This window comes from Streptomyces sp. AC550_RSS872, from assembly GCF_019049285.1.
Lineage (GTDB): Bacteria > Actinomycetota > Actinomycetes > Streptomycetales > Streptomycetaceae > Streptomyces.
The window spans coordinates 93,958-119,539 of sequence record NZ_JAGMUL010000091.1 but is presented as its reverse complement, the minus strand read 5'-3'; the positions used below and the strand labels follow the sequence as shown (position 1 = coordinate 119,539).

General features: G+C 71.0%; 25 protein-coding genes. 22 read left to right on the top strand and 3 right to left on the bottom strand.

The window, feature by feature from the left end; genetic code table 11:
- The first annotated feature begins 24 nt into the window (after positions 1-24).
- From KUM44_RS29225 to KUM44_RS29200, 6 genes are all read left to right on the top strand, one after another.
- Positions 25-1,437: an NAD(P)/FAD-dependent oxidoreductase gene (locus KUM44_RS29225; RefSeq protein ID WP_217212662.1), complete on the top strand. Its 1,413-nt coding sequence runs from the start codon at positions 25-27 to the stop codon at positions 1,435-1,437.
- Positions 1,438-1,567: 130 nt separating this feature from the next.
- A complete protein-coding gene (locus tag KUM44_RS29220; RefSeq protein WP_217212660.1) occupies positions 1,568-2,611 on the top strand; it encodes an SCO3242 family prenyltransferase in 1,044 nt (347 codons plus the stop codon).
- A gap of 35 nt (positions 2,612-2,646) precedes the next feature.
- On the top strand, positions 2,647-3,513 hold the full coding sequence (locus KUM44_RS29215; protein WP_217212658.1) for a sugar phosphate isomerase/epimerase: 867 nt from the start codon (positions 2,647-2,649) through the stop codon (positions 3,511-3,513).
- A 458-nt stretch (positions 3,514-3,971) separates the two neighbouring features.
- The gene (locus tag KUM44_RS29210; RefSeq protein WP_217212656.1) at positions 3,972-4,481 is read left to right on the top strand and encodes an O-acetyl-ADP-ribose deacetylase; all 510 of its coding nucleotides are present in this window, start codon (positions 3,972-3,974) and stop codon (positions 4,479-4,481) included.
- Positions 4,482-4,548: 67 nt separating this feature from the next.
- Complete coding sequence (locus tag KUM44_RS45825; protein ID WP_254390262.1) at positions 4,549-4,911, top strand: FAD-dependent monooxygenase; 363 nt, start codon at positions 4,549-4,551, stop codon at positions 4,909-4,911.
- 198 nt (positions 4,912-5,109) lie between these two features.
- Positions 5,110-5,586, top strand: coding sequence for a hypothetical protein (locus tag KUM44_RS29200; RefSeq protein ID WP_308402754.1), 477 nt, complete (start codon positions 5,110-5,112; stop codon positions 5,584-5,586).
- A gap of 9 nt (positions 5,587-5,595) precedes the next feature.
- Here the strand turns inward: KUM44_RS29200 and KUM44_RS29195 are convergent, their stop codons facing one another.
- The gene (locus KUM44_RS29195; protein WP_217212654.1) at positions 5,596-5,958 is read right to left on the bottom strand and encodes a metalloregulator ArsR/SmtB family transcription factor; all 363 of its coding nucleotides are present in this window, start codon (positions 5,956-5,958) and stop codon (positions 5,596-5,598) included.
- 166 nt (positions 5,959-6,124) lie between these two features.
- Here KUM44_RS29195 and KUM44_RS29190 point away from each other — a divergent pair, with 166 nt between their 5' ends.
- On the top strand, positions 6,125-7,603 hold the full coding sequence (locus tag KUM44_RS29190; RefSeq protein ID WP_217212809.1) for an AlkA N-terminal domain-containing protein: 1,479 nt from the start codon (positions 6,125-6,127) through the stop codon (positions 7,601-7,603).
- Positions 7,604-7,612: 9 nt separating this feature from the next.
- Positions 7,613-8,095 (top strand): methylated-DNA--[protein]-cysteine S-methyltransferase, encoded by a 483-nt coding sequence (locus KUM44_RS29185; protein WP_217212651.1) that lies wholly within the window; start codon positions 7,613-7,615, stop codon positions 8,093-8,095.
- On the opposite strand, the gene KUM44_RS29180 is transcribed toward KUM44_RS29185, so the two are convergent.
- Complete coding sequence (locus tag KUM44_RS29180; RefSeq protein WP_217212650.1) at positions 8,092-8,823, bottom strand: Sir2 family NAD-dependent protein deacetylase; 732 nt, start codon at positions 8,821-8,823, stop codon at positions 8,092-8,094. The genes KUM44_RS29185 and KUM44_RS29180 overlap by 4 nt on opposite strands.
- Before the next feature lie 56 nt (positions 8,824-8,879).
- Here KUM44_RS29180 and KUM44_RS29175 point away from each other — a divergent pair, with 56 nt between their 5' ends.
- Complete coding sequence (locus tag KUM44_RS29175; protein WP_217212648.1) at positions 8,880-9,044, top strand: hypothetical protein; 165 nt, start codon at positions 8,880-8,882, stop codon at positions 9,042-9,044.
- Between the two features lie 277 nt (positions 9,045-9,321).
- Here the strand turns inward: KUM44_RS29175 and KUM44_RS29170 are convergent, their stop codons facing one another.
- Entirely contained in the window at positions 9,322-9,783 is a 462-nt protein-coding gene (locus KUM44_RS29170; protein WP_308402753.1) for a MarR family transcriptional regulator, read from the bottom strand.
- A gap of 138 nt (positions 9,784-9,921) precedes the next feature.
- Here KUM44_RS29170 and gap point away from each other — a divergent pair, with 138 nt between their 5' ends.
- From gap to KUM44_RS45815, 13 genes are all read left to right on the top strand, one after another.
- Positions 9,922-10,926, top strand: a complete 1,005-nt coding sequence (gene gap / locus KUM44_RS29165) for a type I glyceraldehyde-3-phosphate dehydrogenase (RefSeq protein WP_217212643.1) — start codon at positions 9,922-9,924, stop codon at positions 10,924-10,926.
- 171 nt (positions 10,927-11,097) lie between these two features.
- Positions 11,098-12,294 (top strand): pentalenolactone synthase, encoded by a 1,197-nt coding sequence (gene penM / locus KUM44_RS29160; RefSeq protein WP_217212642.1) that lies wholly within the window; start codon positions 11,098-11,100, stop codon positions 12,292-12,294.
- A gap of 139 nt (positions 12,295-12,433) precedes the next feature.
- Positions 12,434-13,285: a 1-deoxypentalenic acid 11-beta-hydroxylase gene (ptlH, locus tag KUM44_RS29155; RefSeq protein ID WP_217212640.1), complete on the top strand. Its 852-nt coding sequence runs from the start codon at positions 12,434-12,436 to the stop codon at positions 13,283-13,285.
- A 57-nt stretch (positions 13,286-13,342) separates the two neighbouring features.
- Positions 13,343-14,797 (top strand): MFS transporter, encoded by a 1,455-nt coding sequence (locus KUM44_RS29150; protein WP_217212639.1) that lies wholly within the window; start codon positions 13,343-13,345, stop codon positions 14,795-14,797.
- Positions 14,798-14,925: 128 nt separating this feature from the next.
- Positions 14,926-15,726 (top strand): 1-deoxy-11-beta-hydroxypentalenate dehydrogenase, encoded by an 801-nt coding sequence (ptlF, locus tag KUM44_RS29145; RefSeq protein WP_308402752.1) that lies wholly within the window; start codon positions 14,926-14,928, stop codon positions 15,724-15,726.
- Between the two features lie 17 nt (positions 15,727-15,743).
- Positions 15,744-17,498, top strand: a complete 1,755-nt coding sequence (ptlE, locus tag KUM44_RS29140; RefSeq protein ID WP_374202085.1) for a neopentalenolactone/pentalenolactone D synthase — start codon at positions 15,744-15,746, stop codon at positions 17,496-17,498.
- A gap of 35 nt (positions 17,499-17,533) precedes the next feature.
- Entirely contained in the window at positions 17,534-18,433 is a 900-nt protein-coding gene (gene ptlD, locus KUM44_RS29135) for a neopentalenolactone/pentalenolactone F synthase (RefSeq protein WP_217212634.1), read from the top strand.
- Positions 18,430-19,443, top strand: coding sequence for a polyprenyl synthetase family protein (locus KUM44_RS29130; RefSeq protein ID WP_217212632.1), 1,014 nt, complete (start codon positions 18,430-18,432; stop codon positions 19,441-19,443). The genes ptlD and KUM44_RS29130 overlap by 4 nt, the downstream gene beginning before the upstream one ends.
- Before the next feature lie 100 nt (positions 19,444-19,543).
- Positions 19,544-20,557 carry a pentalenene synthase gene (ptlA, locus tag KUM44_RS29125; RefSeq protein ID WP_217212630.1) on the top strand — a complete coding sequence of 338 codons (1,014 nt, stop codon included), beginning with the start codon at positions 19,544-19,546 and terminating at the stop codon, positions 20,555-20,557.
- A 52-nt stretch (positions 20,558-20,609) separates the two neighbouring features.
- Complete coding sequence (ptlI, locus tag KUM44_RS29120; RefSeq protein WP_217212628.1) at positions 20,610-22,004, top strand: pentalenene oxygenase; 1,395 nt, start codon at positions 20,610-20,612, stop codon at positions 22,002-22,004.
- A complete protein-coding gene (locus tag KUM44_RS29115) occupies positions 22,001-22,999 on the top strand; it encodes a 4-hydroxy-3-methylbut-2-enyl diphosphate reductase (protein ID WP_217212626.1) in 999 nt (332 codons plus the stop codon). Before ptlI ends, KUM44_RS29115 begins: the two co-directional genes overlap by 4 nt.
- Positions 23,000-23,028: 29 nt before the next feature.
- Positions 23,029-24,816 (top strand): 1-deoxy-D-xylulose-5-phosphate synthase, encoded by a 1,788-nt coding sequence (locus KUM44_RS29110; RefSeq protein ID WP_217212624.1) that lies wholly within the window; start codon positions 23,029-23,031, stop codon positions 24,814-24,816.
- A 174-nt stretch (positions 24,817-24,990) separates the two neighbouring features.
- The coding region (locus KUM44_RS45815; RefSeq protein ID WP_254390261.1) for a flavodoxin-dependent (E)-4-hydroxy-3-methylbut-2-enyl-diphosphate synthase at positions 24,991-25,582 on the top strand (592 nt) is incomplete at its 3' end.

The following is a 25,582-nucleotide window of genomic DNA, read 5'->3' as shown; positions in this document are numbered from 1 at the left end:
CGAAGGAGTCCGAAGGTGCCGTCGATGCTCGATGCGGTCGTGGTGGGTGCGGGGCCGAACGGACTGACCGCTGCCGTGGAGCTGGCCCGCCGCGGCTTCTCCGTGGCCGTGTTCGAGGCGCGTGACACCGTCGGCGGCGGAGCCCGCACCGAGGAGCTGACCCTCCCCGGCTTCCGGCACGACCCGTGCTCCGCCGCGCATCCCCTGGGCATCAACTCGCCCGTGTTCCGCACCATGCCGCTCGACCGCTACGGGCTCGACTGGCTGCACGCCGAACTGCCCATGGCGCACCCCTTCGCCGACGGCACCGCCGCCGTGCTGTCCCGCTCCGTCGCCGAGACCGCCGCCTCCTTCGGCCCGCGCGACGCGGGGACGTACCGCAGGCTGGTCGCGCCGTTCCTGGCCAAGTGGGACACACTCGCCCGCGACTTCATGTCCCTGCCCCTCACCGCGTTGCCACGCGACCCGGTCACCCTCGCCCGGTTCGGCCTCCTCGGGCTGCCCCCGTCCACGTGGCTGATGCGCCGCTTCCGCGACGAGCGGGCCAAGGCCCTGTTCTCCGGCCTCGTCGCGCACGTCATGGCCCCGCTCGGCGGTTTCGCCACCGGCGCCATCGGCCTGGTCTTCGCCCTCGCAGCCCACGCCCGCGGCTGGCCCGTGGCCCGCGGTGGCTCCCAGTCGATCTCCGACGCCCTCACCGCGTATCTCGAGGACCTCGGCGGAACCGTCCACACCGACTACGAGGTCAAGCGGCTCGACGACCTGCCGCCCGCGCGCGCGTACGTCTTCGACACCTCACCCACCGCGCTGGCCCGCATCGCAGGCCTCGGCCGGTACTACGAGGGCTACCGCTACGGCCCTGCCGCCTTCAAGATCGACTACGCGCTGGACGGCCCGGTGCCGTGGACCGCGCCGGAGGCCCGGCGCGCCGGCACCGTGCAGATCGGCGGGGACCGCGCCGAGATCGGCACCGCGCTGCGCGCCGCGTCCCGGGAGGGCCGGGCACCCGACAAGCCGTTCATGATCACGGTGCAGCCCAGCCTCGTCGACCCCACGCGGGCCCCCGAGGGCAGGCATGTCTTCTGGGCGTACGGCCATGTGCCGAACGGCTGGACCGGAGACCTCACCGACGCCCTCGAACGCCAACTGGAGCGCTTCGCCCCGGGGTTCCGCGACCGCGTCCTCGCCCGCGCGACCGCCGGCCCGGCCGAACTCGCCGCCCGCAACGCCAACTACGTCGGCGGCGACATCGCCTCCGGTGCGGCCTCCGGCCTTCAGCTCCTGCTCCGGCCCAAGCTGTCGCTCTTCCCCTACGGCACCCCGCACCCGGCGGTCTTCATCTGCTCCTCGGCGACCCCGCCCGGGCCGGGCGTGCACGGGATGTCAGGGCACAACGCGGCCAAGGCGGTGTGGCGTCGGCTGCGGCAGGAGCCGTGAGACCGGTCAAACGGTCCACGTGTACCGGGAGTTCGGGTTTCACGGTAAGGGAATTCTGTGTCCTCTTTGTCACTCCTATTTCCGGACGATGGGTTCCTGATGCTCAACAGCCGCGAGTAGGGTGCCGCCCATGAAAGATCGGAAAGCGGTTGCCCGCTTCGAATGCCGGTCTGCCGTCCGCCTCAGCGACCTCGCCCTGCTCGTCAGAGCGCCGGCCGCGCTGAGTGTGCCCGGTGACGTGATCGCGGGAGCGGCCGCCGCCGGACGCCCGCTGGGCGCCCGTACCTTCGGAGTGATCGCTTCCTCCGTCTGTCTCTACTGGGCCGGCATGGCCCTCAACGACTATGCCGATGCCGCGGTGGACTCCGTCGAGAGGCCGGGGCGACCTGTGCCGTCAGGGCGCGTTCCGCGTCGTACGGCGCTGGCCGTGGCCGGGTCGCTGACCGCGGCGGGGCTCGGTCTCGCCGCCGCGGCGGGGGGTCGGCGCAGTGTGGGTGTCGCGCTTCCCCTGGCCGGGCTGGTGTGGGCGTACGACCTGAAGCTCAAGTCCACGCCGGCGGGGGGCTTCGCCATGGCGGGTGCCCGGGTGCTGGATGTGCTGGCCGGGGCCGCGGTGCCCGGGGCCGGTGCGGAGTCGGTCGGTGCTGCGCTGCGGCGTGCTGCGGTGCCCGCCGGGCTGGTGGGTGTGCACACCGGGACGTTGATGGCACTCAGCCGGCATGAGATCGGCGGGGCGCCGGTGCGGGTGCCTTCGGCGACGCTTGCCGTGTCCGCGTTGACTGCCCTGGCTGCGGGGGCCGTTCCGGTCGAGCAAGGCGCCTCAGGGGGTGCTGCGAAGGGTTGCCGAGCGGCTGCGGCGCCGTCTGGGCTTGTCGCGCAGTTCCCCGCGCCCCTTAAGGGCGTTGCTGTGGCGGCCCGCTCCAAGAAGCCGCGGAATATCGTCACCGCCGCCGGTGCCCTTGCCTATCTCGGTACCTATGGTTCCGCTCAAGTCCGTGCCGTGCGGGAGCCGTCGGGGGAGAACGTGCGGCGGGCCGTGGGGGCCGGGATTCTCGGGCTGATGCCCTTGCAGGCCGCGCTGACCGCGCGCGGTGGGGCGCCGGGTGTCGCCGCGGCGCTCGGTGTGATCCATCCCCTCGCGCGACGGCTCGCCCGGCGCATATCGCCCACCTGAGACCCACCACACGCTCCGTGTGAGGAACCCGCACCATGAGACCTCCCCCCAGTGCTCCCTCCACCTCTCCCGCCACACCGCTCAGGTTCGGCTACGGCACCAACGGCTTTGCCCACCACCGGCTCTCCGACGTCCTCGTCGTTCTCGCCGACCTCGGCTACGACGGCGTCGCGCTCACCCTGGACCACGGCCATCTCGCCCCGTACGCCGACGACCTGCCCCGACGCGTCAGCGACCTCGCGCGGCAACTCGCCCGGCACGGCCTGGACGTGACGGTGGAGACCGGTGCGCCGTACTTCCTCGACCCCTGGGGCAAGCACCTGCCCACGCTGATGTCCGACGGCTCCGAGCCGAGGGTCGACCTGTTGCGGCGCGCCCTGCGCATCGCGGCGGACCTCGGCTCGCCCACCGTGCATCTGTGCAGCGGCCCCGCGCCGGACGGGCTGCCGGAGCGGGACGCGTGGAAGCGGCTCGTGGCCGGTGTCGAGACCGTGCTGGAGACGGCGGAGACGTACGGGGTGGCGCTGGCCTTCGAGCCGGAGCCGTACATGTTCGTCGACACCGTGGAGCGCTGCCTGCGGCTCGCCCAACTGGTCGACGGGCACGAGCTGTTCGGGATCACCCTGGACATCGGTCACGCGCACTGCGTGGAGAGCCGCTCCGTGCTCGACTGTGTGCGCGACGCGGCGCCGCTTCTGCGCAATGTGCAGATCGAGGACATGCGGCGCGGCATCCACCAGCACCTCGAATTCGGCGTCGGCGAGATCGACTTCCCGCCCGTCCTGCACGCCCTGCGGGCGATGCACCACCGCGGTCTGGTCTCCGTGGAGATCCAGGGCGGCTCGCTCGACGCGCCCGACGTCGCCCGCCGCTCGATCGAGTTCCTGCGCGCTGCCGGCTAGGGGGTGTACCCCCTCCCGCTCTCCTTCTAGCCCCACCCCTCCCACCTCGCAGAGGGTGTTCCTCCATGGCTGTCCCGACCGCGCCTCCGCCGCGGCCCCGCCGAACCCCCACCCCGCCCTGATCGCCGTACTGGACCCCACGGCCCGCGCCTGGCTGGACCAGAGCCTCGCCAAGGTGACGGCCGAACCCGCCGCCGTACGACGGCTCATACCCGCCGCCCGAGGGCGCTGCGGACCCGGCCGTGTACGCCGACCCCGACGCCCTCGACGTCCGCCGGGGCCCGCACCGAACTCCGGCTCGGTCCGTCCACCCTGTTCCGCAGGTTTCCGTCCCTGCGCATGACGGCCCCGCCCGAGTCGCTCGCCCTCTCGACGAGTACGGTCCACGGGGTGCGCTCGCTGCCGGTCGCCTGGCAGTGAACCTGCGGAGGCCGGGCTGACCTGCTATAGAGGCAGCCATGACCACCATCAGGCTCGTCCAGGGCGACATCACTCGGGAGAGCGCCGACGCGATCGTCAACGCCGCGAACTCCTCCCTCCTCGGCGGGGGAGGCGTGGACGGCGCGATCCACCGCCGCGGCGGCCCCGCCATCCTCGACGAGTGCCGCAAGCTGCGCGCCTCCCGGTACGGCAAGGGCCTGCCCACGGGGCGGGCGGTCGCCACGACGGCGGGGGAACTGGACGCACGCTGGGTGATCCACACCGTGGGCCCGGTCTTCTCCGCCGAGGAGGACCGCTCGGACCTTCTTGCCTCCTGCTACCGGGAGGCCCTGCGCGTCGCCGACGAACTCGGTGCCCGCAGCGTCGCCTTCCCGGCGATCTCCACCGGCGTCTACCGCTATCCGCTGGAGGACGCCGCGCGCATCGCCGTGGAGGCGGTGCGGTCCGCGGAGACCGACGTCGAGGAGGTCCGGTTCGTCCTCTTCGACGAGCGGGCGTACGAGGCATTCGCGGCGCAGGTCCGCTGACCGGCCTGCCGAGCCTCGCCGAGGTCGCCGCTCGCGTGTGCGCGCCGGGCCTGACCACCGTGGAGGGATGACGGCCTCGCTGGACGTGCTGGTGGTGGGCGCGGGCCCCACAGGGCTCGCGCTCGCCGCGCAACTGCGCGAACACGGCACCGGGTTCCGTGTCGTCGACCGCTCACTCGACCGGGTACACGAGTCCCGGGCCCTCGGCATCCAGCCGCGCACCCTGGAGGCGCTCCATCGGGGTGACCGACACCCCGTCGACGGATCTTCCGCACCGTCTCCGAACTCGGCATCCACTACCGCCGCAGCCCCGTCTCGACGACGGCCGCCCGGCCGCCCCGCCATGGCCCCCGGGCCGGGGACCGCCTGCCCGACCTGCCGCGCGGCCTCCGGACACGGATCGCCGGCCCTGGCTGGCACCCGCTCCTGACCGGGCCCCGCGCCTCTGGCCCGACCAGCGGCTCGCCCCGCTCCTGGCCGGCCGGGCCGACCTGATCACCGTGCACCGCCTCGGCGACCGGGGACCCTGGCCGCTGCCGACCGGAGCGACGTGACCTCCGGGGTGAACGGCTCCCGGCGTTGATCCGTACCACCTCTCGTGCAGTCACAGTCACACCGAGGAAGCTTCGTGCAGTCACACCGAGGACGCATCCGCCGCAGCGCCCGTATCGCGACCGCGACCGCCGGTCTGGCCCTTGTCCTGTCGACCACCGCGTGCGGCGGAGGCGAGGACGGGGCCGCCGCCACGAAGAGCAGCCCGTCGAACGTCTCCGCCACCGTGGCCGGCGTCGTGGCCCCGGCCAAGGTGGAGGTGATCGCCGGCCTGACGGGCTGCAAGGTCAAGATCCGGACCGACGCGGACGAACTGCGCGAGGGGGTCTGCCACACCAAGGAGGGCGACTACCTCATCACGACGTTCCCGCAGGAGAAGTTCAAGCTCACCTGGCTGGACGCGGCCGCCGTCTACGGCGGCGAGTACCTCGTCGGCACCCGCTGGGTCGTCAGCGCGAAACCGGCGTTGCTGGAGCAGCTACGCGCCCGACTGGGCGGGAAGATCCAGCAGTTGCGGGGCGTGGGTCCGACTCCGGGCCCGACGGCGTCGTGACGACCGGGCTCACTCGGCCGCGTCGCTGATGCCCAGCCGCAGATGCTCCACGTGGTACACGGCCTGGTCGAGCAGCTCGGCGACATGGTGGTCGTGCAGTGCGTAGACGACCGAACGGCCGCGCCGCTCACCCACCACCAGGCCGAGGTTGCGCAGCAGGCGCAGCTGGTGCGAGCAGGCGGACTGCTCCATGCCCACCTCTGCCGCGAGCTCCGTGGCCGGCAGCGGCCCCTCGCGCAGCCGCGCCAGGATCAGCAGACGGGACGGCGTGGAAAGGGCCTGGAGGGTGGTCGCTACTTTGGCCACGTTGGCCGCGTCCAGACGTACACGCTCCGGGGCGTCCTGCGCGGTGGTGACGGCTCCATGACCCATGTGGGTATCTTACTCATCGTACGCGAACACATGAATGATTCTTCATGTGGGACACCCGAGGTCGCATGAGGCGATCCGGCGGCTCCCAGCGCAGACGAGGTTGATGTCGGATACTCGCCAGCCCTCGTCGCCCCACGTAGCCGATGCTGGACACATGCAGAAGGGGATGCACACCGACACCGAGCGCTGCGTGCGCGCCGTCCAGTCCAAGGACGCCCGTTTCGACGGCTGGTTCTTCACGGCGGTCGTGACGACCGGGATCTACTGCCGGCCCAGCTGCCCGGTGGTCCCGCCCAAGCCGGCGAACATGCGGTTCTTCCCGAGCGCCGCAGCCTGCCAGCAGGCCGGGTTCCGGGCCTGCAAGCGCTGCCGCCCGGACACGAGCCCCGGCTCCCCGGAGTGGAACCAGCGCGCCGACCTCGTGGCCCGCGCCATGCGGCTGATCGCGGACGGCGTCGTGGACCGCGAGGGCGTGCCCGGCCTCGCCGCCCGGCTCGGCTACAGCACCCGGCAGATCGAACGCCAACTCCTCGCCGAGCTGGGCGCCGGCCCGCTCGCCCTGGCCCGCGCCCAGCGCGCCCAGGCGGCCCGCCTCCTCATCGAGACGACGCCCCTGCCCATGGCGGACATAGCCTTCGCGGCCGGTTTCGCCTCCATCCGCACCTTCAACGACACCGTCCGCGAGGTCTTCGCCCTCGCCCCGACCGACCTGCGCGCCCGCGCACCCCGCAGCACCCCGGGCACCCCACCGAACACCGCGGGCGCCCTGACCCTCCGCCTCCCGTTCCGTGCCCCCCTCAACCCCGACAGCCTCTTCGGCCACCTCGCCGCGACCGCCGTCCCCGGGGTCGAGGAATGGCGGGACGGCGCCTACCGGCGCACGCTCAGGCTGCCGTACGGCCACGGCCTCGTGTCCCTGTCACCCCAGCCCGACCACATCGCCTGCCGCCTCACCCTCGGCGACCTGCGCGATCTGACCGTCGCGATCAGCCGGTGCCGCCGGATGCTCGACCTGGACGCCGATCCGGTGGCGATCGACGACCAGTTGCGCACGGATCCCGTGCTCGCGCCTCTGGTCGACAAGGCGCCGGGCCGCAGGGTGCCGCGCACGGTCGACGAGGCGGAGTTCGCCGTACGGGCCGTGCTCGGCCAGCAGGTCTCCACGGCCGCCGCCCGCACCCATGCGGCCCGTCTGGTCACCGCCCACGGCGAGCGCATCGACGACCCCGAAGGCGGCCTCACCCACCTCTTCCCGGCCCCCGAGGCGCTGGCCTCCGTGAACCCGGAGTCCCTGGCGATGCCCCGCACACGCCGCACGACGTTCACCACCCTGGTACGTCAACTGGCCGACGGCGAGGTGCGTTTGGGCCCCGACAGCGACTGGCCGGAGACCCGGACCCGCCTCCTGGCCCTCCCCGGATTCGGGCCCTGGACCGTCGACGTCATCGCGATGCGTGCCCTCGGCGACCCCGATGCCTTCCTCCCCACCGACCTCGGAATCCGCCGCGCCGCCCAGGAGCTGGGCCTCCCCTCGACCCCGGCGGCCCTCACGGCCCGGGCGGCCGCCTGGCGCCCCTGGCGGGCGTACGCCGTCCAGTACCTGTGGGCGACGGACAGCCACCCGATCAACTTCCTCCCCGTGTAAGGAAAGTCAGTGAAACAGCACACCGTGATCGACAGCCCCTACGGCCCGCTCACCCTCGTAGCCGAGGACGGCGTCCTGTGCGGCCTCTACATGACCGAGCAGCGCCACCGCCCGCACGAGGAGACCTTCGGCACTCGCGACGACTCCGTCTTCGACGAGACCACGGACCAACTGGAGGCGTATTTCGCAGGCGAGTTGAAGGACTTCACGGTCGAACTGCGCCTCCTCGGCACACCGTTCCAACGCCGCGTCTGGGAGCAACTGCGCAGGATCCCGTACGGCGAGACCCGCTCCTACGGCCAACTCGCCGACGCCCTGGGCAACTCCGGCGCCTCCCGCGCGGTCGGCCTCGCCAACGGCAAGAACCCGATCGGCATCATCGTCCCCTGCCACCGTGTCGTCGGCGCGAACGGCAGCCTCACCGGATACGGCGGAGGCCTGGACCGTAAGAAGCGCCTGCTGGACTTCGAGAGCGGGACGGCCCTGTTCTAGGGCCCGTCGGCGAGTTCGCGCAGGAGCCTCGGCAGCGCCGTGCCGATGGGTTCCCGTACGACGTCGTCGGCGCGGTCGTCGTACGGCGTCGGCTCGGCGTTGACGATGACCAGCCGGGCACCGTGGTCGGCGGCGACGCCCGCGAGGCCGGCGGCGGGCTGCACCTGGAGGCTGGAGCCGACGGCGATGAACACCTGGCAGGCCTTGGTGATCGCGACGGCCTCGCCGAGGACCACGGGATCGAGCCGCTCGCCGAACATCACCGTCGCGGACTTCAGGATCCCGCCGCACTCCAGGCACGGCGGATCCTCCTCACCGGCCTCCACCCGGGCGAGGGCGTCCTCCATCGGCCCGCGCGCATGGCACTTCGTGCACAGCACACTGCGCGCGCTGCCGTGCAGTTCGAGCACCTTGCGGGCGGGCATCCCGGCGAGCTGGTGCAGCCCGTCCACGTTCTGCGTGATGACGCGCACCGGCACCCCGGACCGATCCAGCTCGGCCACCGCCCGGTGCGCCGCATTGGGCTCGGCCTTGAGCGTGCGGTTCCCCCGCCGCATCTGCCAGGAGCGCCGCCGGATCTCCGGATCACCCATGTAGTACTCGTACGTCACGAGCTTCTCGGCCTCGGGATCGCGCCGCCACAGCCCGTTCGGGCCGCGGTAGTCGGGGATCCCCGAGTCGGTCGAGATACCGGCGCCGCTGAGGAGGGCGACGAGGGGCTTGGTCATGCTGCCGAGAGTAGGACGGCGCCGTTCAGGCGGCGAATGGATATTCGACCCGCCCGGTGGGGGCGGGCAGCCCTCAGGACGCCGTGGAGCTCCTCGTCCGTAACCACATCACGCGCGGCCACCGCACCGAGGCCCGGGTCGCCGAACGCGACGACGCGCTGCGCGCGGTGGATGCGAAGCCCCGGGCGTCCCGCTCAGGGCGCCGGGCGGATGACCGGTGATCTCCTCGCCCGCAACGAGCCGCCAGGGCAGCAGCTCCTCCTCCTGCAACCGGATCGCCTCAACTTGTAACGGCGCGGGCCTGTTGCGGAGGCCGGATGGGTGGCCGTACCGCAGCATGCGGCATGACGCTGGAAGGCTACGGAACGTCTCCAGGATCCGTAGGGCCACGCAAGCGCCGCGCTGGACCGTGGCGGCGCAGCGTCCGACGTAAGGGACCGTAGTCCCTCGTCGTCGGTCCGTGGGCATGGCCGACACGTTCGAGGAAGGGACTGGGCCTTACCGTCTGGCTTCGGCCCCGAGTTCCGCCAGGCGGGTCAGGGCGGGCAGAGCCGCGGCGATCGCCTGTCGTTCCGTGGACGTCAGCTGGGCGATCAGCGGGATCAGGTGACGGCCCCGGTCCTCGTGCCGGGCCTGGCCGATCTTCCGGCCGTTTTCGGTGATGCGGACGAGGACGGCGCGTCCATCCGTCGGGTCGGGGCGGCGTTCCACGAGACCGTCGCGCTCGAGCCGGGTGACCAGCTGAGTGAGCCCTGGCTGGCTGATCTGCTCGGTCGTGACGAGTTCGGTCAGCCGCTTCGGACCGCTGACGGCCAGCGTGTCCAGCACGGACAGCGTCGTGAACGACAGCTTCTGCACCTCGGGAAGCCGGATGTAGTAGCGGTTGAAGTTCTCGATCGCCCTGGTGAGGTCACCGACATCCAAGTCGGTGTTGCTGTCGGCACGCTGAGTAGAAGTCACCCTGGAAATGTATCGCAACCTTATATAAGCTCCCGATCGATCGCGTGCTTGCGTCTCGTCCAGGCGCGCGGTCTGCATCGCACCTCGGCGCAACGGCGCGTCAGTGGACTTGTAGAGCGCTAGGTGAGGAACACGCCAATGACTGTGCGAATCGGCATCAACGGCTTCGGGCGCATCGGCCGCAACGTCTTCCGCGCGGCGGCCGCGCGGAGTTCGGAGCTGGAGATCGTCGCCGTCAACGACCTGGGCGACGTGCCCACGATGGCCCACCTGCTCGCCCATGACTCGATTCTGGGGCGTTTCCCCGAGGAGATCACCGCCGAGCCGGACGCGATCCGCGTGGGTGACCGGACGATCAAGGTCCTCGCCGAGCGCGACCCCGGCGACCTTCCCTGGGGCGACCTGGGAGTGGACATCGTGATCGAGTCCACCGGCATCTTCACCGACGCCGCGAAGGCGCGCTCACACGTCGAAGGCGGAGCGAAGAAGGTCATCATTGCCGCTCCGGCCAGCGGCGAGGACATCACGGTGGTGATGGGTGTCAACGACGGTGACTACGATCCCGAGCGCCACACCATCATCTCCAATGCCTCCTGCACCACCAACTGTCTCGCCGTACTGGCCAAGGTGCTGCACGACGCCGTCGGCATCGACACCGGCATGATGACCACGGTCCACGCCTACACGCAGGACCAGAACCTCCAGGACGCCCCGCACAAGGACCTGCGCCGGGCCCGGGCCGCGGCCCTGAACATCGTGCCCACCTCCAGCGGCGCCGCCAAGGCCATCGGCCTGGTCCTGCCCGAACTCGCGGGCAGGCTGGACGCCTTCGCCCTGCGGGTGCCCGTCCCCACCGGCTCGGTCACCGACCTTACGGTCACCACCCGCCGCCGCACCACCGTGGACGAGGTGAAGGAGGCGTACGCGGCTGCGGCCTCGGGACCGTACAAGGGACTGCTCTCCTCCGTGGACGCGCCGCTGGTCAGCACCGACATCGTGGGCGACCCGGCCTCCTGTGTCTTCGACGCCGGGCTCACCCGGGTGTCCGGCCCGCAGGTCAAGGTCGTCGGCTGGTACGACAACGAGTGGGGCTACTCCAACCGTCTCATCGACCTGGCGCTGCTCATCGGGTCGTCTCTGTAGTTCTCGCCGGCCCGTGCACCACCCGCACGTCAGCAACGGTCGTCCGCCGAGCGGCGGCCGCCGCTTCGGCGCGCCCGTAAACCGGCGCGCAGCGCACCCGACGCCGCCGATGCCGTCTGCGTGCCCGGATCCCCGATGAATCCCATGCACGACGCCACGAGGACAGACTGAATGAAGGAACTTCCGAGGTTACCGTTCGACAACCCAGCCGGTCTCGGCATCGCGCCCCAGATGCGCGCACTTCAGCAGGAGGGGCCGATCGCCAGGGTGCGGACCGCCGGTGAAGATGCCTGGCTGGTCACGCGCTACGACGAGGTGAAGGCACTGCTCTCCGACCGCCGACTCGGTCTCAGCGATCCCAAGCCGGAGCGGGCGGCCAAGAACACGGCCAGGATCACCATGATGGCGCTGATGGCCGGGGACGATTACGACACCGAGGCCACCAGGCATCCACAGATGCGTGAGCTGCTTGTGCCCCGTTTCTCCACGCGCCGGATGCGCCTGATGAAGACCCGGATCGAGCATCATGTGGACGAACTGCTCGACCAGTTGGCCGCCTGCACCGCGCCGGTCGACCTGCACCGCGCGTTGTCGTTCCCGTTGCCGACCATGGTGGTCTGCGATCTGCTCGGCGTGCCGTTGGACGACCGGGAGCGGATCGGGCAGTGGGCGCGAGGCACATTCGACCAGAGCGACAGCCAGCACTCGGTGAATACCTTTCAACAGGTTGTCGACTACGTGACGGAACTGGTGGTGCGCAAGCGAACCGAGCCGGGCGACGACATCCTGTCCGAGCTGATCGCCGAGAAGGACGGCACACTGTCCGACGAGTACATTGCCCAACTGGGCTGCGCCGTGCTGTTGTTCGGCTATGAGACCACCATTGTGCGCATCGACCTGGGCGTCCTGCTGATGCTGCGCAATCCGGCCCAGCGTGCCCTGCTGGCCGAGAATCCCGAACTCGCACCGGCTGCGGTCGAGGAGATCCTGCGCCTGGCCGTTGGCGGCAAGGGATCCAATGCGCTGATACCCCGCTACGCGCACAGCGACATCACCGTCGGCGAGACAGTGATCCGGACCGGGGACGCGGTGATGCTGGCCATCGGCGCGGCCAACATCGACGGCCGGGCGTTCCCCAACGGCGACCTGCTCGACCTGACCCGGGACAAGCCCAAGTCACACATGGCATTCGGGCACGGCACCCGGCACTGCATCGGCCGCGTGCTGGCCCGGATCGAGCTGACCGCGGTGTTCGAGCGGCTGTTCCGCAGACTGCCCAACCTGCGGCTCGCGGTACCCGAGGAGTCGCTGCGCTGGCAGGAGCACCGGATCACCGGCGGGTTCGATGAAATCCCCGTCACCTTCTAGGTGGCATTGCACGAGCGAAAACACAGCCGTCCACCGTTCAAGGTCATAGGTGGCATCTACCGCAAGAGCGAAGCCGTCGGCCCGCCCGGACATTTGACGCTCCTTCCCCCACGCACAGACGTCACGAGGACAAGGAACCATGACGGACACTTTCAGCGACTACGTCGACTCCACGCCTCTTCTCGACGACCGTGAGGCTCTCGACCGGTTCTACGACGAGCACGGCTACCTCTATCTGCGCGGCGCACTGGACCGTGAACTCGTGCGGACCGCCGCCGAGCAGATGCTCGGGGGCCTGATCGCACTCGGCCACGCCGCCCCCGGCACCACGCTCGACACCCTCACCATCGAGTCCTTCGAGGCGGTCGACGAGGTGGCGATGCACGACTACGTCAAGTACGACGACCTGTGGAACCACCCCTCGACCCTCAAGCTCTGGGAGAAGGTCTTCGGCGAGCCCGTTTTCGTCTTCAAGTCGACGACGATCCGCTACTACCCCTCCGCCGCGGGCTCCGCGGAGCCGAGCTTCCTGACGCCGCTGCACCAGGACGGTTTCTACATCGGCCCGAACAAGGACTTCCGCACCGCCTGGATACCGCTGCTCCCGACGACCCGCGACATAGGCGGCGTCGCCGTCGCCGACGGCAGCCACAAGAAGGGCCCGCGCGAGCACGTCGTCACCGAGAACTTCCGCCGCTTCGGCCACGCGGTGCGCGGTATCCCGGCGGAGGAGTTCGGCGCGGACGAGCAGCTGCTGTTCTCGCCCATGGAACCGGGCGACGTGATCATCTTCCACGCCTTCATGTGTCACAAGTCCATCCCGAACGTCTCGGTGGACCCGGCCGGCATGCGGATGTCGATGGACACCCGCATCCAGCCCGCGTCCTCGCACCGCGGGTTCAACTCCCTGACTCCCTGGCCGGAGTCCGCGAAGGACGCCTCCAAGGGAATCCTGTCGAAGATCACCGGTACCCCCACCACCACCGAGTGACGTTGTTACTCCGCACCCGCCCCAACCGTCCCCCCACAAACGCCTGGTAGGCAGCGCATGACGAAACGCGAGGGCCTCCCCCCTCTCAAGGAGCCCAACGCGACCCCGGAGCCCTCGGCCGGTACGGAACCGGCCGGCGCGGGGCTCAGCGGCATCGCCCTCGTGGTGGTGCTCATCGGATACGCCCTGTCCATCGTGGACGCCTCCATCGTCAATGTGGCGCTGTCGTCGATCAGTGACGACCTCCACGGCGGCCCCGCCGCACTGGAGCTGGTGGTGTCCGGCTACGGCCTCACCTACGCCCTCGGCCTGGTGCTGGGCGGACGGCTGGGCGACGCCTACGGCAGACGGCGCCTGTACGCCTACGGGCTCGCGGCGTTCACCGTTACCTCGGCGCTGTGCGGACTCGCCCCGACCATCGAGTTCCTCGTTGTGGCACGCCTGTTGCAGGGTGCGGCCGCCGCCATGCTCGTACCGCAGGTGCTGGCGACGATCCAGGCAGCCACCGTGGGCCAGGCGCGCGCCCGGGCGATCGGCCTGTACGGCGCGACCGCGGCTCTCGGCATGGTCATCGGGCAGATCCTGGGCGGGCTGCTGGTCTCGCTGGACATCGCCGGGATCGGCTGGCGGTCGGTCTTCGCGATCAATGTGCCGATCGGAGCGGCCGCGCTGCTGGCCGTCCGGCGCGTCCCCGCGACCAGGGCCGACGCGAAGCCGGGCTTCGACCCACTGGGCACCTTCCTGTTCGGTGTCACCATGGTCTGTGCCCTGGCCGTGGTCGTGGCGGGCCCCGAACTGGACTGGCCGCTGTGGCTGTGGTCGCTGGTCGCGGTCGCCGCGGTGGGGGCGCTGGCGCTGGTACGGGCCGAACGCGGGCTGGAGGCGCGGGGCGGCTCACCCCTGCTGTCCCCGTCGGTGCTGTCCCATAAGGGGATGCGCAGAGGGCTGGCGGCGATGGTGCCGTTCTCGGCCGGCTTCGGCGCCTTCCTGTTCGTCTACGCGCTGATCGCGCAGGGGCACTTCGGCTTCGACGGGCTCGAATCCGGCGGGGGGCTGGCGCCGTTCGCCGTGGCGTTCTTCGCGGTGACGCTGTTCACCCCGAGGATCGCGGCGGCCCTGGGCGGGCGGATCGTCACCCTGGGCGCCCTCGTCCAGAGCGCGGGCCTACTGCTGCTCGCGCTGGTGATGTGGCTGGGCTGGCCGCATCCCTCCCTGGCGCTCGTGCTCGTCGGGATCGGCTTCTACGGCGTAGGCGCGGCGCTGACCGGCCCTACGCTGTTCCGGATGATCCTCGCCGACGTACCCTCCGCGCAGGCCGGCATGGGCAGCGGTGTGCTGGTGACCAGCCAGCAGATGGCGACCGCGCTGGGTGCGACCGTCGGCGGAACCCTCTATGTCTCCCTGGCCGGTTCGCTGTCGACGGCGTCGGCGGCCGTGCTCGTTCTCGCCCTGTTGACATGTTTCTCGGTGACCGTTCTCGTGATCAGTCTGAAGCTCCCCGACCCCAGCTGACACCCGCGCCCTCGAACGGCGCGATCCGATCCAGACCTTCTCGTTGGCAACGGCGCGCCGTCCTTCGGTGTACCCGCGAGCAGAAAGCGGAAGACAGCCAAGTGCACTTACCGACAAGGACAGCCGTGGTGACCGGCGCGGCCAGCGGCATCGGCCTCGCCCTCAGCGCCCGCTTCGCACGGGCCGGCGGCGGCGTGGTCATGGCGGACGTCGAAGGCGACGCACTGCACCGCCGGGCCGCCGAACTCACCGCACAGGGCGCTCAGGTCACCGCCGTGACCGCCGACCTGACCGACCCGGACGCCGTCGAACGGCTCGCGGACACGGCGTTCGACCTGCTCGGCGACATCGACGTGGTGTGCAACAACGCCGGGGTCCTCGGCCCCGTGGGACAGCCCCTGTGGGAGGTGCCGCTCGAGCGGATGCGGCAGGTCTTCGAGGTGAACCACTGGGCGCACGTCCTGGTGGCCCGCGCCTTCGTCCCCCGGCTGCTGGAGCGCGGCCGGCCCGCCCATCTGATCCACACCGCCTCGATGTCCGCCTTCGTCGTCGGCGCGGGCAGTGCCGCCTACGCCGCCTCCAAACACGCCGACCTCGCGGTCGCCCGCAGTCTGCGCGCCGATCTGCGGGGCACCGGGATCCGGGTGTCGGTGCTGTGTCCCGGCCGGGTCGACACCCCCATGGTCCAAGGCCTGACGGCCCCGCGCGGCGCGGGCGGCGACACCTCGGTGAGCGCCGAGGACGTCGCCGGACTCGTGTGGGAGGCCCTGGGCTCCGACCGCTTCTATCTCTTCAGCAACTCCGACGCGCCGCTGCGGCTGCGCGATCAGTTCGACGACGTATGGCGTCATGTTTCCCTTCCGCCCCCTTCCCCCGAGGAGGAGCAGTGGCACGCGCCGAAAGCGACGACCGAAACGATGAAGCACTGACCATCGACCTGGAAGCGGTGAGGGAGAAATACCGGCAGGAACGCGACAAGCGCAGCGTCGGTCGCACCTACCAGTTCGCGCGCGGTGACTTCAGCCGCTACGCGCGAGACCCCTACACCGAACGGCAGGAGCGCGAGCCGCTCACCGACGAGGTGGACGTCGCCGTCGTCGGCGCCGGCATCGGAGGCCTGCTGACCGGCGCCCATCTGCGCAAGGAGACCGGCCTGGAGCGCATCCGGCTGATCGACGAGGCCGGCGACGTCGGCGGCACCTGGTACTGGAACCGCTTCCCCGGCGTCCGATGCGACGTCGAGAGCTACATCTACATGCCGCTGCTCGAAGAGATCGGCACGATACCCACCGAGAAGTACTCCACCGGGCCCGAGATCTTCGCCCACCTCCAACGGATCGCCCACAAGTACGACCTCTACCGCGACGCCCTCTTCCAGACCACCGTCACCGAGCTGCGCTGGGACGAGGCCGCCGGGAAGTGGCTGGTGAGCACCGACCGCGGCGATCTGATCCGGGCCCGGTACGTGGCCATGTCGATCGGTCTGATGCACCGCCCCAAACTCCCCGCGCTGCCGGGCCTGGAGACGTTCGCCGGGCACTCCTTCCATACCAGCCGCTGGGACTTCGACTACACCGGCGGCGACAGCACCGGCGGCCTGACCAAGCTGAAGGACAAGAAGGTCGGCGTCATCGGCACCGGCTCGACGACCATCCAGCTCGCCCCGCACCTCGCCGAGTGGGCCGAGCAGCTCGTCCTCTTCCAGCGCACTCCGGCCGCGGTCGACGTCCGCGGCAACCGGCCCACCCCGCCCGACTGGGCGGACCGCCTCGAACCGGGCTGGCAGCAGCGCCGGATGGAGAACTTCCACGCGCTGACCTCCGGCATCCCGCAGGACGAGGATCTGGTCCAGGACCGCTGGACCCAGACCACGGCCAAGCTGGCCGCGGCGATCCTGCCCACCGGCGACACCGGGGGCGACCCGAAGGAGCGGGCGCTCGCGGCCGAGCGGGCGGACTTCCTCAAGATGGAGGAGCTGCGCGCCCGCATCGACAGCGTCGTCACCGACCCCGCGACCGCCGCCGCGCTGAAGCCGTACTACCGCGTGTACTGCAAGCGGCCCTGCTTCCACGACGGCTACCTCCAGACCTTCAACCGGCCCAATGTGACCCTGGTCGACACCCAGGGGCAGGGCGTGGAGCGGCTCACCCCGGCCGGGGTGGTCGCGAACGGCCGGGAGTACCCGGTCGACTGCCTGGTCTTCGCCACCGGCTACGAGCACGAGTTCGCCGTCCCGTACACCGACCGCGCCGGCTACGACATCGTCGGCCGCGACGGCGTGAAGCTGTCGCAGAAGTGGGCGGACGGGGCGCACACCCTGCACGGACTCCAGGTGAACGGCTTCCCCAACTGCTTCATCCTGTCCAAGGTCCAGGCCGGCCGGCACGTCAACATCGCCTACATGCTGGGAGAGCAGACCCGGCACCTCGCGCACATCGTCAAGTGCGTCGAGGAGCGCGGCCACCAGGTCGTGGAGGCCTCCGAAGCCGGCGAGAAGGAATGGGTCGAGGAGATCCTCCGGCTCGCCTCCAACGACCTCGACTTCCTGGAGAACTGCACGCCCGGCCTCTACAACAACGAGGGCGACCCGAGCGGACTGCCCCTGCTCAACTCCAGCTACGGCGGCGGCTCGGTGGAGTTCGTGAACATCCTCAGGCGCTGGCGCGAGGCGGGCGACCTCGCCGGCCTCGAACTGCGCTGACTGTCCCCACCCTTCTGCGAAAGGCGGCAACGCCCATGGACGTAACGCCGATACCCGGCGCCGCTCTCGGCGCCGTCGTGCACGGCGCCCCTGTCACCGGCGACATGGACAAGGCCCAGTTCGAGGAGATCTGGGCGGCACTCGACGCGCATCTCGTCCTCGTCTTCCGCGGCCACGAGACCCCCTCCGACGAGGAGTTCCTGGCCTTCGGCCGCCGCTTCGGGTACATCCCGAAGACCGGTCTGACCAGCGGCGCCCACCCCGACCACAACGAGATCCTGATCGTCTCCAACCTGGTGGAGGACGGCCACAAGATCGGCGTCGGCGACGCCGAGTGGATGGGCTGGCACACCGACTACTCCTTCCGCCCCCGCGTCTCCCAGGTCGGCTTCCTGGAGGCCGTGGAAGTGCCGTCCTCCGGCGGCGGGGAGACCCTCTTCACCGACATGTACGCCCTGTACGAGTCGCTGTCGCCCGAAGAGCGCCGGCGCCTGCACTCCTACCGTGTCCGCCACGCCCTGCGCACCGGGTACGAGGAGACCATCGAGGAGGAGCTCCAGGGCGAGGTGTCCCTCGGCGAGAGCACCGAACAGATCCAGCCCGAGGACGGCACCTCCACCATCCACCCGCTGATCGCCCGCAATCCGCGCACCGGCCGCCAGTCGGTCTACATCAGCACCCTGAACACCAAGCGGATCGTGGACCTCGCCCCCGACGACAGCCGCAAGCTGCTCGACGAACTGCTGTCGCACGCGGGCAAGCCCCAGTACACCTACGCCCACACCTGGCAGCCCGGGGACATCGTCATGTGGGACCAGCTCGGCACCGTCCACGCCAAGCAGGCCTTCGACCCGGCCGAACGGCGCATCATGCGCCAGGTCGTCAGTATCTTCGACGACCCGACCGACCCCTGGCGTGCGGAGGTCGCCGCATGAGCACCGCCCCCGCCTGCCTCAGCCACAGCCGGGTCACGATCACCCCGGCGCTGCGCGCCGCCGTCGACCGGCTCGACCACCGCTCACGTCACCAGGCGGCCTACCACTTCGGCTGGATCACCGCCGGCGGCGCGCCCACCAGCGCCGACGCCGGCAAGGCCGTACGGCCGGCGCTCGCGCTGCTGTCGGCCGAGGCGGTCGGCGCACCGCCGGAGGTCGCTCTGCCCGGCGCCGTCGCCGTGGAGCTCGTGCACAACTTCTCCCTGGTGCACGACGATCTGATGGACGGCGACGAGGAGCGCCGCCACCGGCGCACGGTGTGGAAGCTGTGGGGTCCCTCCAGCGCCATCCTGACCGGTGACGCGATGCTGGCGCTCGCTCAGGAGGTGCTGCTGGACACCGGGCTGCCGACGGCGGCGCCCGCCGCCCGGCTGCTGGCGCGCACCACCCGGCATCTGATCCGCGGCCAGGTCCAGGACCTGTCCTTCGAACAGCGCTCGCACGTCACGGTCGAGGAGTGCGTCGACATGTCCGCCGGCAAGACCGGCGCGCTGCTGTCGGCGAGTGCCGCGATCGGCGCCGTACTCGCCGGGGCACCGGAGGCGACGGTGGACGCACTGGCGCTCTACGGCGACCAGGTCGGCGTCGCCTTCCAGCTCGTCGACGACGTTCTCGGCATCTGGGGCGACCCGGCCGTCACCGGCAAGCCGGTCCACTCCGATCTGCGCTCGCGCAAGAAGTCCCTGCCGGTGAGCTACGCACTGAACCAGGACGGCCCGCTCAGCGACGAGCTGGCCGCCTGGCTCACCACTCCCGGTGAACCCGACGAGGAGGAACTGCGGCGCGTGGCCGGCCTGATCGCGGGTGCCGGCGGCCGGGACTGGGCGCTGGCGGAGGCCGCCCGCCGGATGGCGCTGGCCGAGGACGCGCTGCGCGGCGTCGAGCTGGACGCCGGTGCGCGGGACGAACTCCTCGCGCTTGGACGGTTCGTCGTCGACCGCGAGGTGTGAGACCGACCGGACCTGATCCCCGTACCCGTATCCCCTTCCTCCCCGTCGTCGGAGCGCCACCCGTTCCGCTCCCACTCCCACCCACGTCAAGGATTTCCCCATGCCCCAAGATGTCGACTTCTACATACCCCTGCCGGGCCGGCAGAGCCCGGATCACGCCCGCGCCGAGGCCGAGCAGCTGGCCTGGCCGCGCTCGCTCGGACTGATCAAGTCCGAGGCGGCGGCCGAGCGTCATCTGCGCGGCGGCTACGCCGACCTGGCCTCCCGCTTCTACCCGCACGCCACCGGCGCGGATCTGGACCTGGGCGTCGACCTGATGTCGTGGTTCTTCCTCTTCGACGACCTCTTCGACGGGCCGCGCGGCGAGGACCCCGAGGAGGCCAAGAGCCTCACCGACGCGGTGGCGGCCGCGCTGGACGGACCATTGACCGCCTCGGCGCCCCCGATCGCACACGGGTTCGCCGACATCTGGCGGCGCACCTGCGAGGGCATGACGCCGGCCTGGTGCGCGCGCAGCGCCCGGCACTGGCGCAACTACTTCGACGGATACGTCGACGAGGCGGAGAGCCGGTTCTGGAACAAGCCGTACGACTGCGCCGCGCAGTACCTCGCCCTGCGGCGGCACACCATCGGCGTGCAGCCCACGGTGGACCTCGCCGAGCGCGCGGGCCGCTTCGAGGTGCCGCACCGGGTCTTCGACAGCGCGGTGCTCTCCGCGATGCTCCAGATCGCCGTCGACGTCAATCTGATGCTCAACGACATCGCCTCCCTGGAGAAGGAGGAGGCCCGCGGTGAGCAGAACAACATGGTCATGATCCTGCGCCGGGAGCACGGCTGGTCCAAGAGCCGCAGCGTCTCCCATATGCAGGGCGAGGTGCGGGCCCGGCTGGAGCAGTACCTCCTGCTGGAGTCGTGCCTGCCGAAGGTCTGCGAGATCTACCAGCTCGACGAGGCCGAACGCGAGGCGCTGGAGCGCTACCGCACGGACGCGGTGCGCCCGGTGATCCGCGGCTCCTATGACTGGCACCGCTCCTCGGGCCGCTACGACGCCGAGTTCGCGCTCGCCGCCGGTGCCCAGGGCTACCTGGAGGAGCTGGGCAGCACCGCCCGCTAGCCGCACCGTGCAGCCGCTAACAGACCAGTGAATACGGGAAGTTGAGAATCGAATGAGCGAGCAGACCACTTTCTCGGCAGGTGCGGCGCCCGGAGCGCTCCCCGTCGTGGGACACGCCCTCCAGATGATGCGGCACCCCGTGAACTTCATGACCTCGCTGTCGGCCCACGGCGATCTGGTCGAGATCAGGATCGGCCCCACCACGGCCTACGTTCCCACCCACCCCGAACTGCTGCGGCACGTCCTGACCAACGACCGCATCTTCGACAAGGGCGGCGTCTTCTACGACCGCGCCCGTGACATCGCCGGCAACGGCCTGGTCACCTGCCCGTTCGCCGACCACCGCCGTCAGCGCCGGCTGATGCAGTCGGCGTTCACCCGCGGCCAGCTCAAGCGGTACGCCGAGGCCATGCACGCCGAGATCGAGGCCACGGCGTCGCGCTGGCAGGACGGCATGGTCGTCGACGCGTTCCAGGAGATGTACGGCATGGCCCTGCGCACGGTCGGCCGCACCCTGTACTCCACCCCGGTCAGCCCGGAGCTGGCGGCGCAGGTGGAACGTTCCTTCGACGTCGTGCTGAACGGTCTGTTCCGGCAGATGTTCCTGCCGGCCTCGATCCGCCGGCTGCCCCTGCCCTCCCAGCGCCGCTACAAGAGCAACCTGGACTTCCTCCACCGGACCACCCAGCGGCTCATCGACGACTACCGCAGCTCCGACACCGAGCGCGACGACCTGCTCGCCGCCCTGATCGCCTCCCGCGACGAGGACGGCGGCCGGCTCGGCGACACGGAGATCCACGACCAGGTCATCACCGTCATGGCGGCCGGCACCGAGACCGTCGCGGGCACCCTCACCTGGGTCTTCTACCTGCTCTCCCAGCACCCGGAGATCGAGGCCGCGCTCTACGACGAGATCGACACCGTCCTCGACGGCCGAGCCCCGCAGTGGGACGACCTGCCGAACCTCTCCCTGGCCGACCGGATCATCTCCGAGACGCTGCGACTGCACCCGCCGGCCTGGCTGTTCACCCGCCTCACCGCCGCGGAGACCGAACTCGCGGGCCGCCGGCTGCCCACCGGCTCCACCGTCGTCTTCAGCCCCGCCGCGGTCGCCCAGTACGAGGACGCCTTCGACAACCCCAAGAAGTTCGACCCCGACCGCTGGCTCCCGGACCGTGTCGCGCCGGCCTCCCGCCACGCCTACGTGCCCTTCGGCACCGGCGCCCGCAAGTGCATCGGCGACCTCTACGCACGCACCGAGGCCACCCTGGGGCTCGCCACCATCCTCGGGCGCTGGCGGGTCACCTGCGAGCCCGGCATGGACATCCGCCCGGTCCCGCTGGCCACCGTCTACCACCCGCGCCGACTGCGCCTGAGGCTGGACACGCGCACCCCGCGCCGGACGACCTCCGCGGTCCCCGCACCGGTCGGGGGTGACGCGACGTGAGCGAAGGGAACGTCGTCCTGGCCCAGCCGCGCGGCTTCTGCGCGGGCGTACGGCGCGCCATCGGCATCGTCGAGCGGGCACTGGACCTGCATGGGGCGCCGGTGTACGTGCGCAAGGAGATCGTGCACAACCACTACATCGTCTCGGAGCTGGAGAAACGCGGGGCGGTCTTCGTCGACAGCGAGGAGGAGGTCCCGCAGGGCGCGGTCTGCGTGTTCTCCGCGCACGGCGTCTCGCCCGGAGTGCGGTCCGCCGCCGCGGGCCGGCAGCTCGAAGTCATCGACGCCACCTGCCCGCTGGTCTCCAAGGTGCACCAGGAAGCGGTGCGCTTCGCCCGGGACGGCCGCGCCATCCTCCTCGTCGGGCACGAGGGCCACGAGGAGGTCGAGGGCGTCCTCGGCGAGGCCCCCGACCGCATCGTCGTCATCGAGACCGAGGACGACGTACGGCGCCTCGGCCTGCCCGACGACACCCCGGTCGCCGTCCTCACCCAGACCACCCTCTCGTTCGACGAGACCGCGAAGGTCGTCGAGGCCCTGCGCGCCCGCTTCACCGACCTGCTCACCCCCGGCGACGACATCTGCTACGCCAGCCAGAACCGGCAGAACGCCGTCAAGGACCTCGCACGCGACAACGACCTGGTCCTGATCGTCGGCTCGCGCAACTCCAGCAACTCGCTGCGCATGGTCGAGGTGGCCCGCGACCACGGCGCCGCCGCCCATCTGGTGCCCGACGAACAGCATCTCGAAGCGGCCTGGCTGGAGGGAGTGTCGTCGGTCGGGATCAGTGCCGGGGCCAGTGCCCCGGAGATCCTCGTCGACGGGCTCGTCGCCCGGCTCGCCGAACTCGGCTTCGACCAGGTCGAGCTTCAGCGGGGCATCGCCGAGGACGTCGTGTTCTCCATGCCCGGCCGGCTGGCCGACCCCGTCACCGGCCGGGTGCCGCAGACACCGCTGGCCGGTGAGGTCACGCCCGCACCCGGTGGGGTGCGATGAATCCACCACTGGAGAAAGAGGGTTGCGCCATGCCACGCCTGGAGGACATCCGGGGGCCTGAGGACCTGCGCGCCCTGTCCCCGCACGCGGCCCGTGCCCTGGCGTCGCAGATCCGGCGGCTGCTGGTGGACACCTGCACCGTCACCGGCGGCCACCTCGGCCCCAACCTCGGGGTCGTCGAACTGTCCATAGCCCTGCACCGCGTATTCGACTCGCCCCGCGACACGATCCTGTGGGACACAGGCCACCAGGCCTACATCCACAAGATCCTCACCGGCCGCACCGAGGCCCTGGCCACGCTCCGCCAGACCGGCGGCATGTCGGGGTATCCCTGCCGTGCCGAGTCCGAACACGACGTCATCGAGAACTCCCACGCCTCGACTGCCCTGTCCTGGGCGGACGGCCTCGCCCGCGCCCACGCCGTCCGCGGGGTGAGCGACCGCGCCGTGGTGGCCGTGGTCGGCGACGGCGCGCTGACCGGGGGCATGGCCTGGGAGGCCCTCAACAACATCGCGGCGGCCCCCGAGCGCCCGGTGGTCGTGGTCCTCAACGACAACGGCCGCTCCTACGCCCCCACCGCCGGCGCCATCGCCGGACACCTGGCCGACCTGCGCGCGGGCGACGCCCCCGGGGCCCTGTTCGAGAGTCTGGGGCTGGCCTACGCCGGCCCGGTGGACGGCCATGACATCGAGGCCGTGGAGACGGCGCTGCACGCGGCCGTCGCCCTGCGCAAGCCGGTGGTGGTGCACTGCGTCACCGAGAAGGGCCGCGGCCATCTCCCCGCCGAGCAGGACGAGACGGACCGCTTCCACGCCGTGCGCGCCGCCTCCGCCAAGAAGGCGGCCGGTACGCCCTCGTGGACGTCGGTGTTCGGCCGTGAGCTCGCCGACCTCGCCGCCGGCCGGCCGGACGTGGTCGCCCTCACCGCGGCCATGCTCGACCCGACCGGGCTGAGCGAATTCGCCCGCCGCCACCCCGAGCGCGTCATCGACGTGGGCATCGCCGAACAGCATGCCGTGACCGCAGCCGCGGGGCTGGCCCTGGGCGGGGTGCACCCGGTCGTCGCGCTGTACGCCACCTTCCTCAACCGGGCCTTCGACCAGCTGCTGATGGACGTGGCCCTGCACCGCGCCCCGGTCACCTTCGTCCTGGACCGGGCCGGGGTGACCGGCGACGACGGCCCCTCGCACAACGGCATGTGGGATCTGTCGCTGCTGAACCTGGTCCCCGGCCTGCGGCTGGCCGCCCCACGCGACGCCACCACCCTGCGCCGCGCCCTGCGGGAGGCCGTGGCCTGCGACGACGGCCCGACCGCCCTGCGCTTCCCCAAAGGCGCCAGCGGCGACGACATCCCGGCCGTCGAAACCTTCGCGGGCATCGACGTCCTGCACCGTGGCGAGCAGCCCGACGTCCTCCTGGTCTCGGTGGGCGCGATGGCCGCCACCTGCCTGGAGGTCGCCGACCGGCTGGCCGCGCAGGGCGTCGGCGTCACCGTCGTGGACCCCCGCTGGGTCAAGCCGGTCGCGCCCGAACTCGTGGGGCTCGCCCTCGAACACCGACTGGTCGCCACGGTCGAGGACAACGGCCGCGTCGGCGGCGTCGGGGCGCACATCGCCCAGGCACTGAGCGACGCCGGAGCGGCCGTGCCGGTCCGTGTCTTCGGTATCCCACAGCGCTTCCTGGACCACGGCTCACGCTCCGACGTCCTGGAGGCCAACGCTCTCACCCCTCGCCATCTCACCCACGCGCTGCTGGAATCCCTGCCCTCCGGATGGCAGGCCCGGCAGGGAGCCACCGCCTCCCTCGCAGTGGGCTGACACCGGGCAACCCCGACGGGCGGTCGGCGCCCACCCGCACGGTGATGACTCCGCCGACCGACCGCTGCCGCGCCTTGTCTCCGGGTGTCCAGCATTTCCACGCCCCTCAACGGCACACAGTCATCAGCCACCGCCCGGTCCGCCCGGACCGGCCGACCTTCTTGGGGAACTGCCATGTCTGTCGCTCTCGGAGTGCCGACGGTGCCGCCGAGGCTGGCCCGACGACGTACCAGCCGTCAGATTCGCGTAGGGACCGTACCCGTGGGCGGCGACGCCCCGGTCTCGGTCCAGTCCATGACCACGACCCGCACGTCCGACATCGGCGCCACCCTCCAGCAGATCGCCGAGCTCACGGCGTCCGGCTGCCAGATCGTCCGCGTCGCCTGCCCGACACAGGACGACGCGGATGCCCTGGCGACCATCGCCCGCAAGTCGCAGATCCCGGTGATCGCGGACATCCACTTCCAGCCGAAGTACGTGTTCGCCGCGATCGAGGCGGGCTGTGCGGCCGTACGCGTCAACCCGGGCAACATCAAGCAGTTCGACGACAAGGTCAAGGAGATCGCGCGGGCCGCCAAGGACCACGGAACTCCGATCCGGATCGGCGTCAACGCGGGCTCCCTGGACCGCCGTCTGCTGGAGAAGCACGGCAGGGCGACTCCGGAGGCGTTGGTCGAGAGCGCGCTGTGGGAGGCGTCGCTCTTCGAGGAGCACGACTTCCGGGACATCAAGATCTCGGTCAAGCACAACGACCCCGTCGTCATGG

What these genes read in the sequence shown, in the direction of transcription:
- KUM44_RS29150 (WP_217212639.1), top strand. Translation starts at nt 13,343, where the DNA reads ATGACGAAACGCGAGGGCCTCCCCCCTCTCAAGGAGCCCAACGCGACC.
- KUM44_RS29220 (WP_217212660.1), top strand. Translation starts at nt 1,568, where the DNA reads ATGAAAGATCGGAAAGCGGTTGCCCGCTTCGAATGCCGGTCTGCCGTC.
- penM (WP_217212642.1), top strand. Translation starts at nt 11,098, where the DNA reads ATGAAGGAACTTCCGAGGTTACCGTTCGACAACCCAGCCGGTCTCGGC.
- KUM44_RS29190 (WP_217212809.1), top strand. Translation starts at nt 6,125, where the DNA reads ATGCACACCGACACCGAGCGCTGCGTGCGCGCCGTCCAGTCCAAGGAC.
- ptlH (WP_217212640.1), top strand. Translation starts at nt 12,434, where the DNA reads ATGACGGACACTTTCAGCGACTACGTCGACTCCACGCCTCTTCTCGAC.
- KUM44_RS29180 (WP_217212650.1), bottom strand. Translation starts at nt 8,823, where the DNA reads ATGACCAAGCCCCTCGTCGCCCTCCTCAGCGGCGCCGGTATCTCGACC.
- KUM44_RS29210 (WP_217212656.1), top strand. Translation starts at nt 3,972, where the DNA reads ATGACCACCATCAGGCTCGTCCAGGGCGACATCACTCGGGAGAGCGCC.
- gap (WP_217212643.1), top strand. Translation starts at nt 9,922, where the DNA reads ATGACTGTGCGAATCGGCATCAACGGCTTCGGGCGCATCGGCCGCAAC.
- ptlA (WP_217212630.1), top strand. Translation starts at nt 19,544, where the DNA reads ATGCCCCAAGATGTCGACTTCTACATACCCCTGCCGGGCCGGCAGAGC.
- KUM44_RS29195 (WP_217212654.1), bottom strand. Translation starts at nt 5,958, where the DNA reads ATGGGTCATGGAGCCGTCACCACCGCGCAGGACGCCCCGGAGCGTGTA.
- ptlD (WP_217212634.1), top strand. Translation starts at nt 17,534, where the DNA reads ATGGACGTAACGCCGATACCCGGCGCCGCTCTCGGCGCCGTCGTGCAC.
- KUM44_RS29225 (WP_217212662.1), top strand. Translation starts at nt 25, where the DNA reads ATGCTCGATGCGGTCGTGGTGGGTGCGGGGCCGAACGGACTGACCGCT.
- KUM44_RS29110 (WP_217212624.1), top strand. Translation starts at nt 23,029, where the DNA reads ATGCCACGCCTGGAGGACATCCGGGGGCCTGAGGACCTGCGCGCCCTG.
- KUM44_RS45825 (WP_254390262.1), top strand. Translation starts at nt 4,549, where the DNA reads ATGACGGCCTCGCTGGACGTGCTGGTGGTGGGCGCGGGCCCCACAGGG.
- KUM44_RS29130 (WP_217212632.1), top strand. Translation starts at nt 18,430, where the DNA reads ATGAGCACCGCCCCCGCCTGCCTCAGCCACAGCCGGGTCACGATCACC.
- KUM44_RS29215 (WP_217212658.1), top strand. Translation starts at nt 2,647, where the DNA reads ATGAGACCTCCCCCCAGTGCTCCCTCCACCTCTCCCGCCACACCGCTC.
- ptlI (WP_217212628.1), top strand. Translation starts at nt 20,610, where the DNA reads ATGAGCGAGCAGACCACTTTCTCGGCAGGTGCGGCGCCCGGAGCGCTC.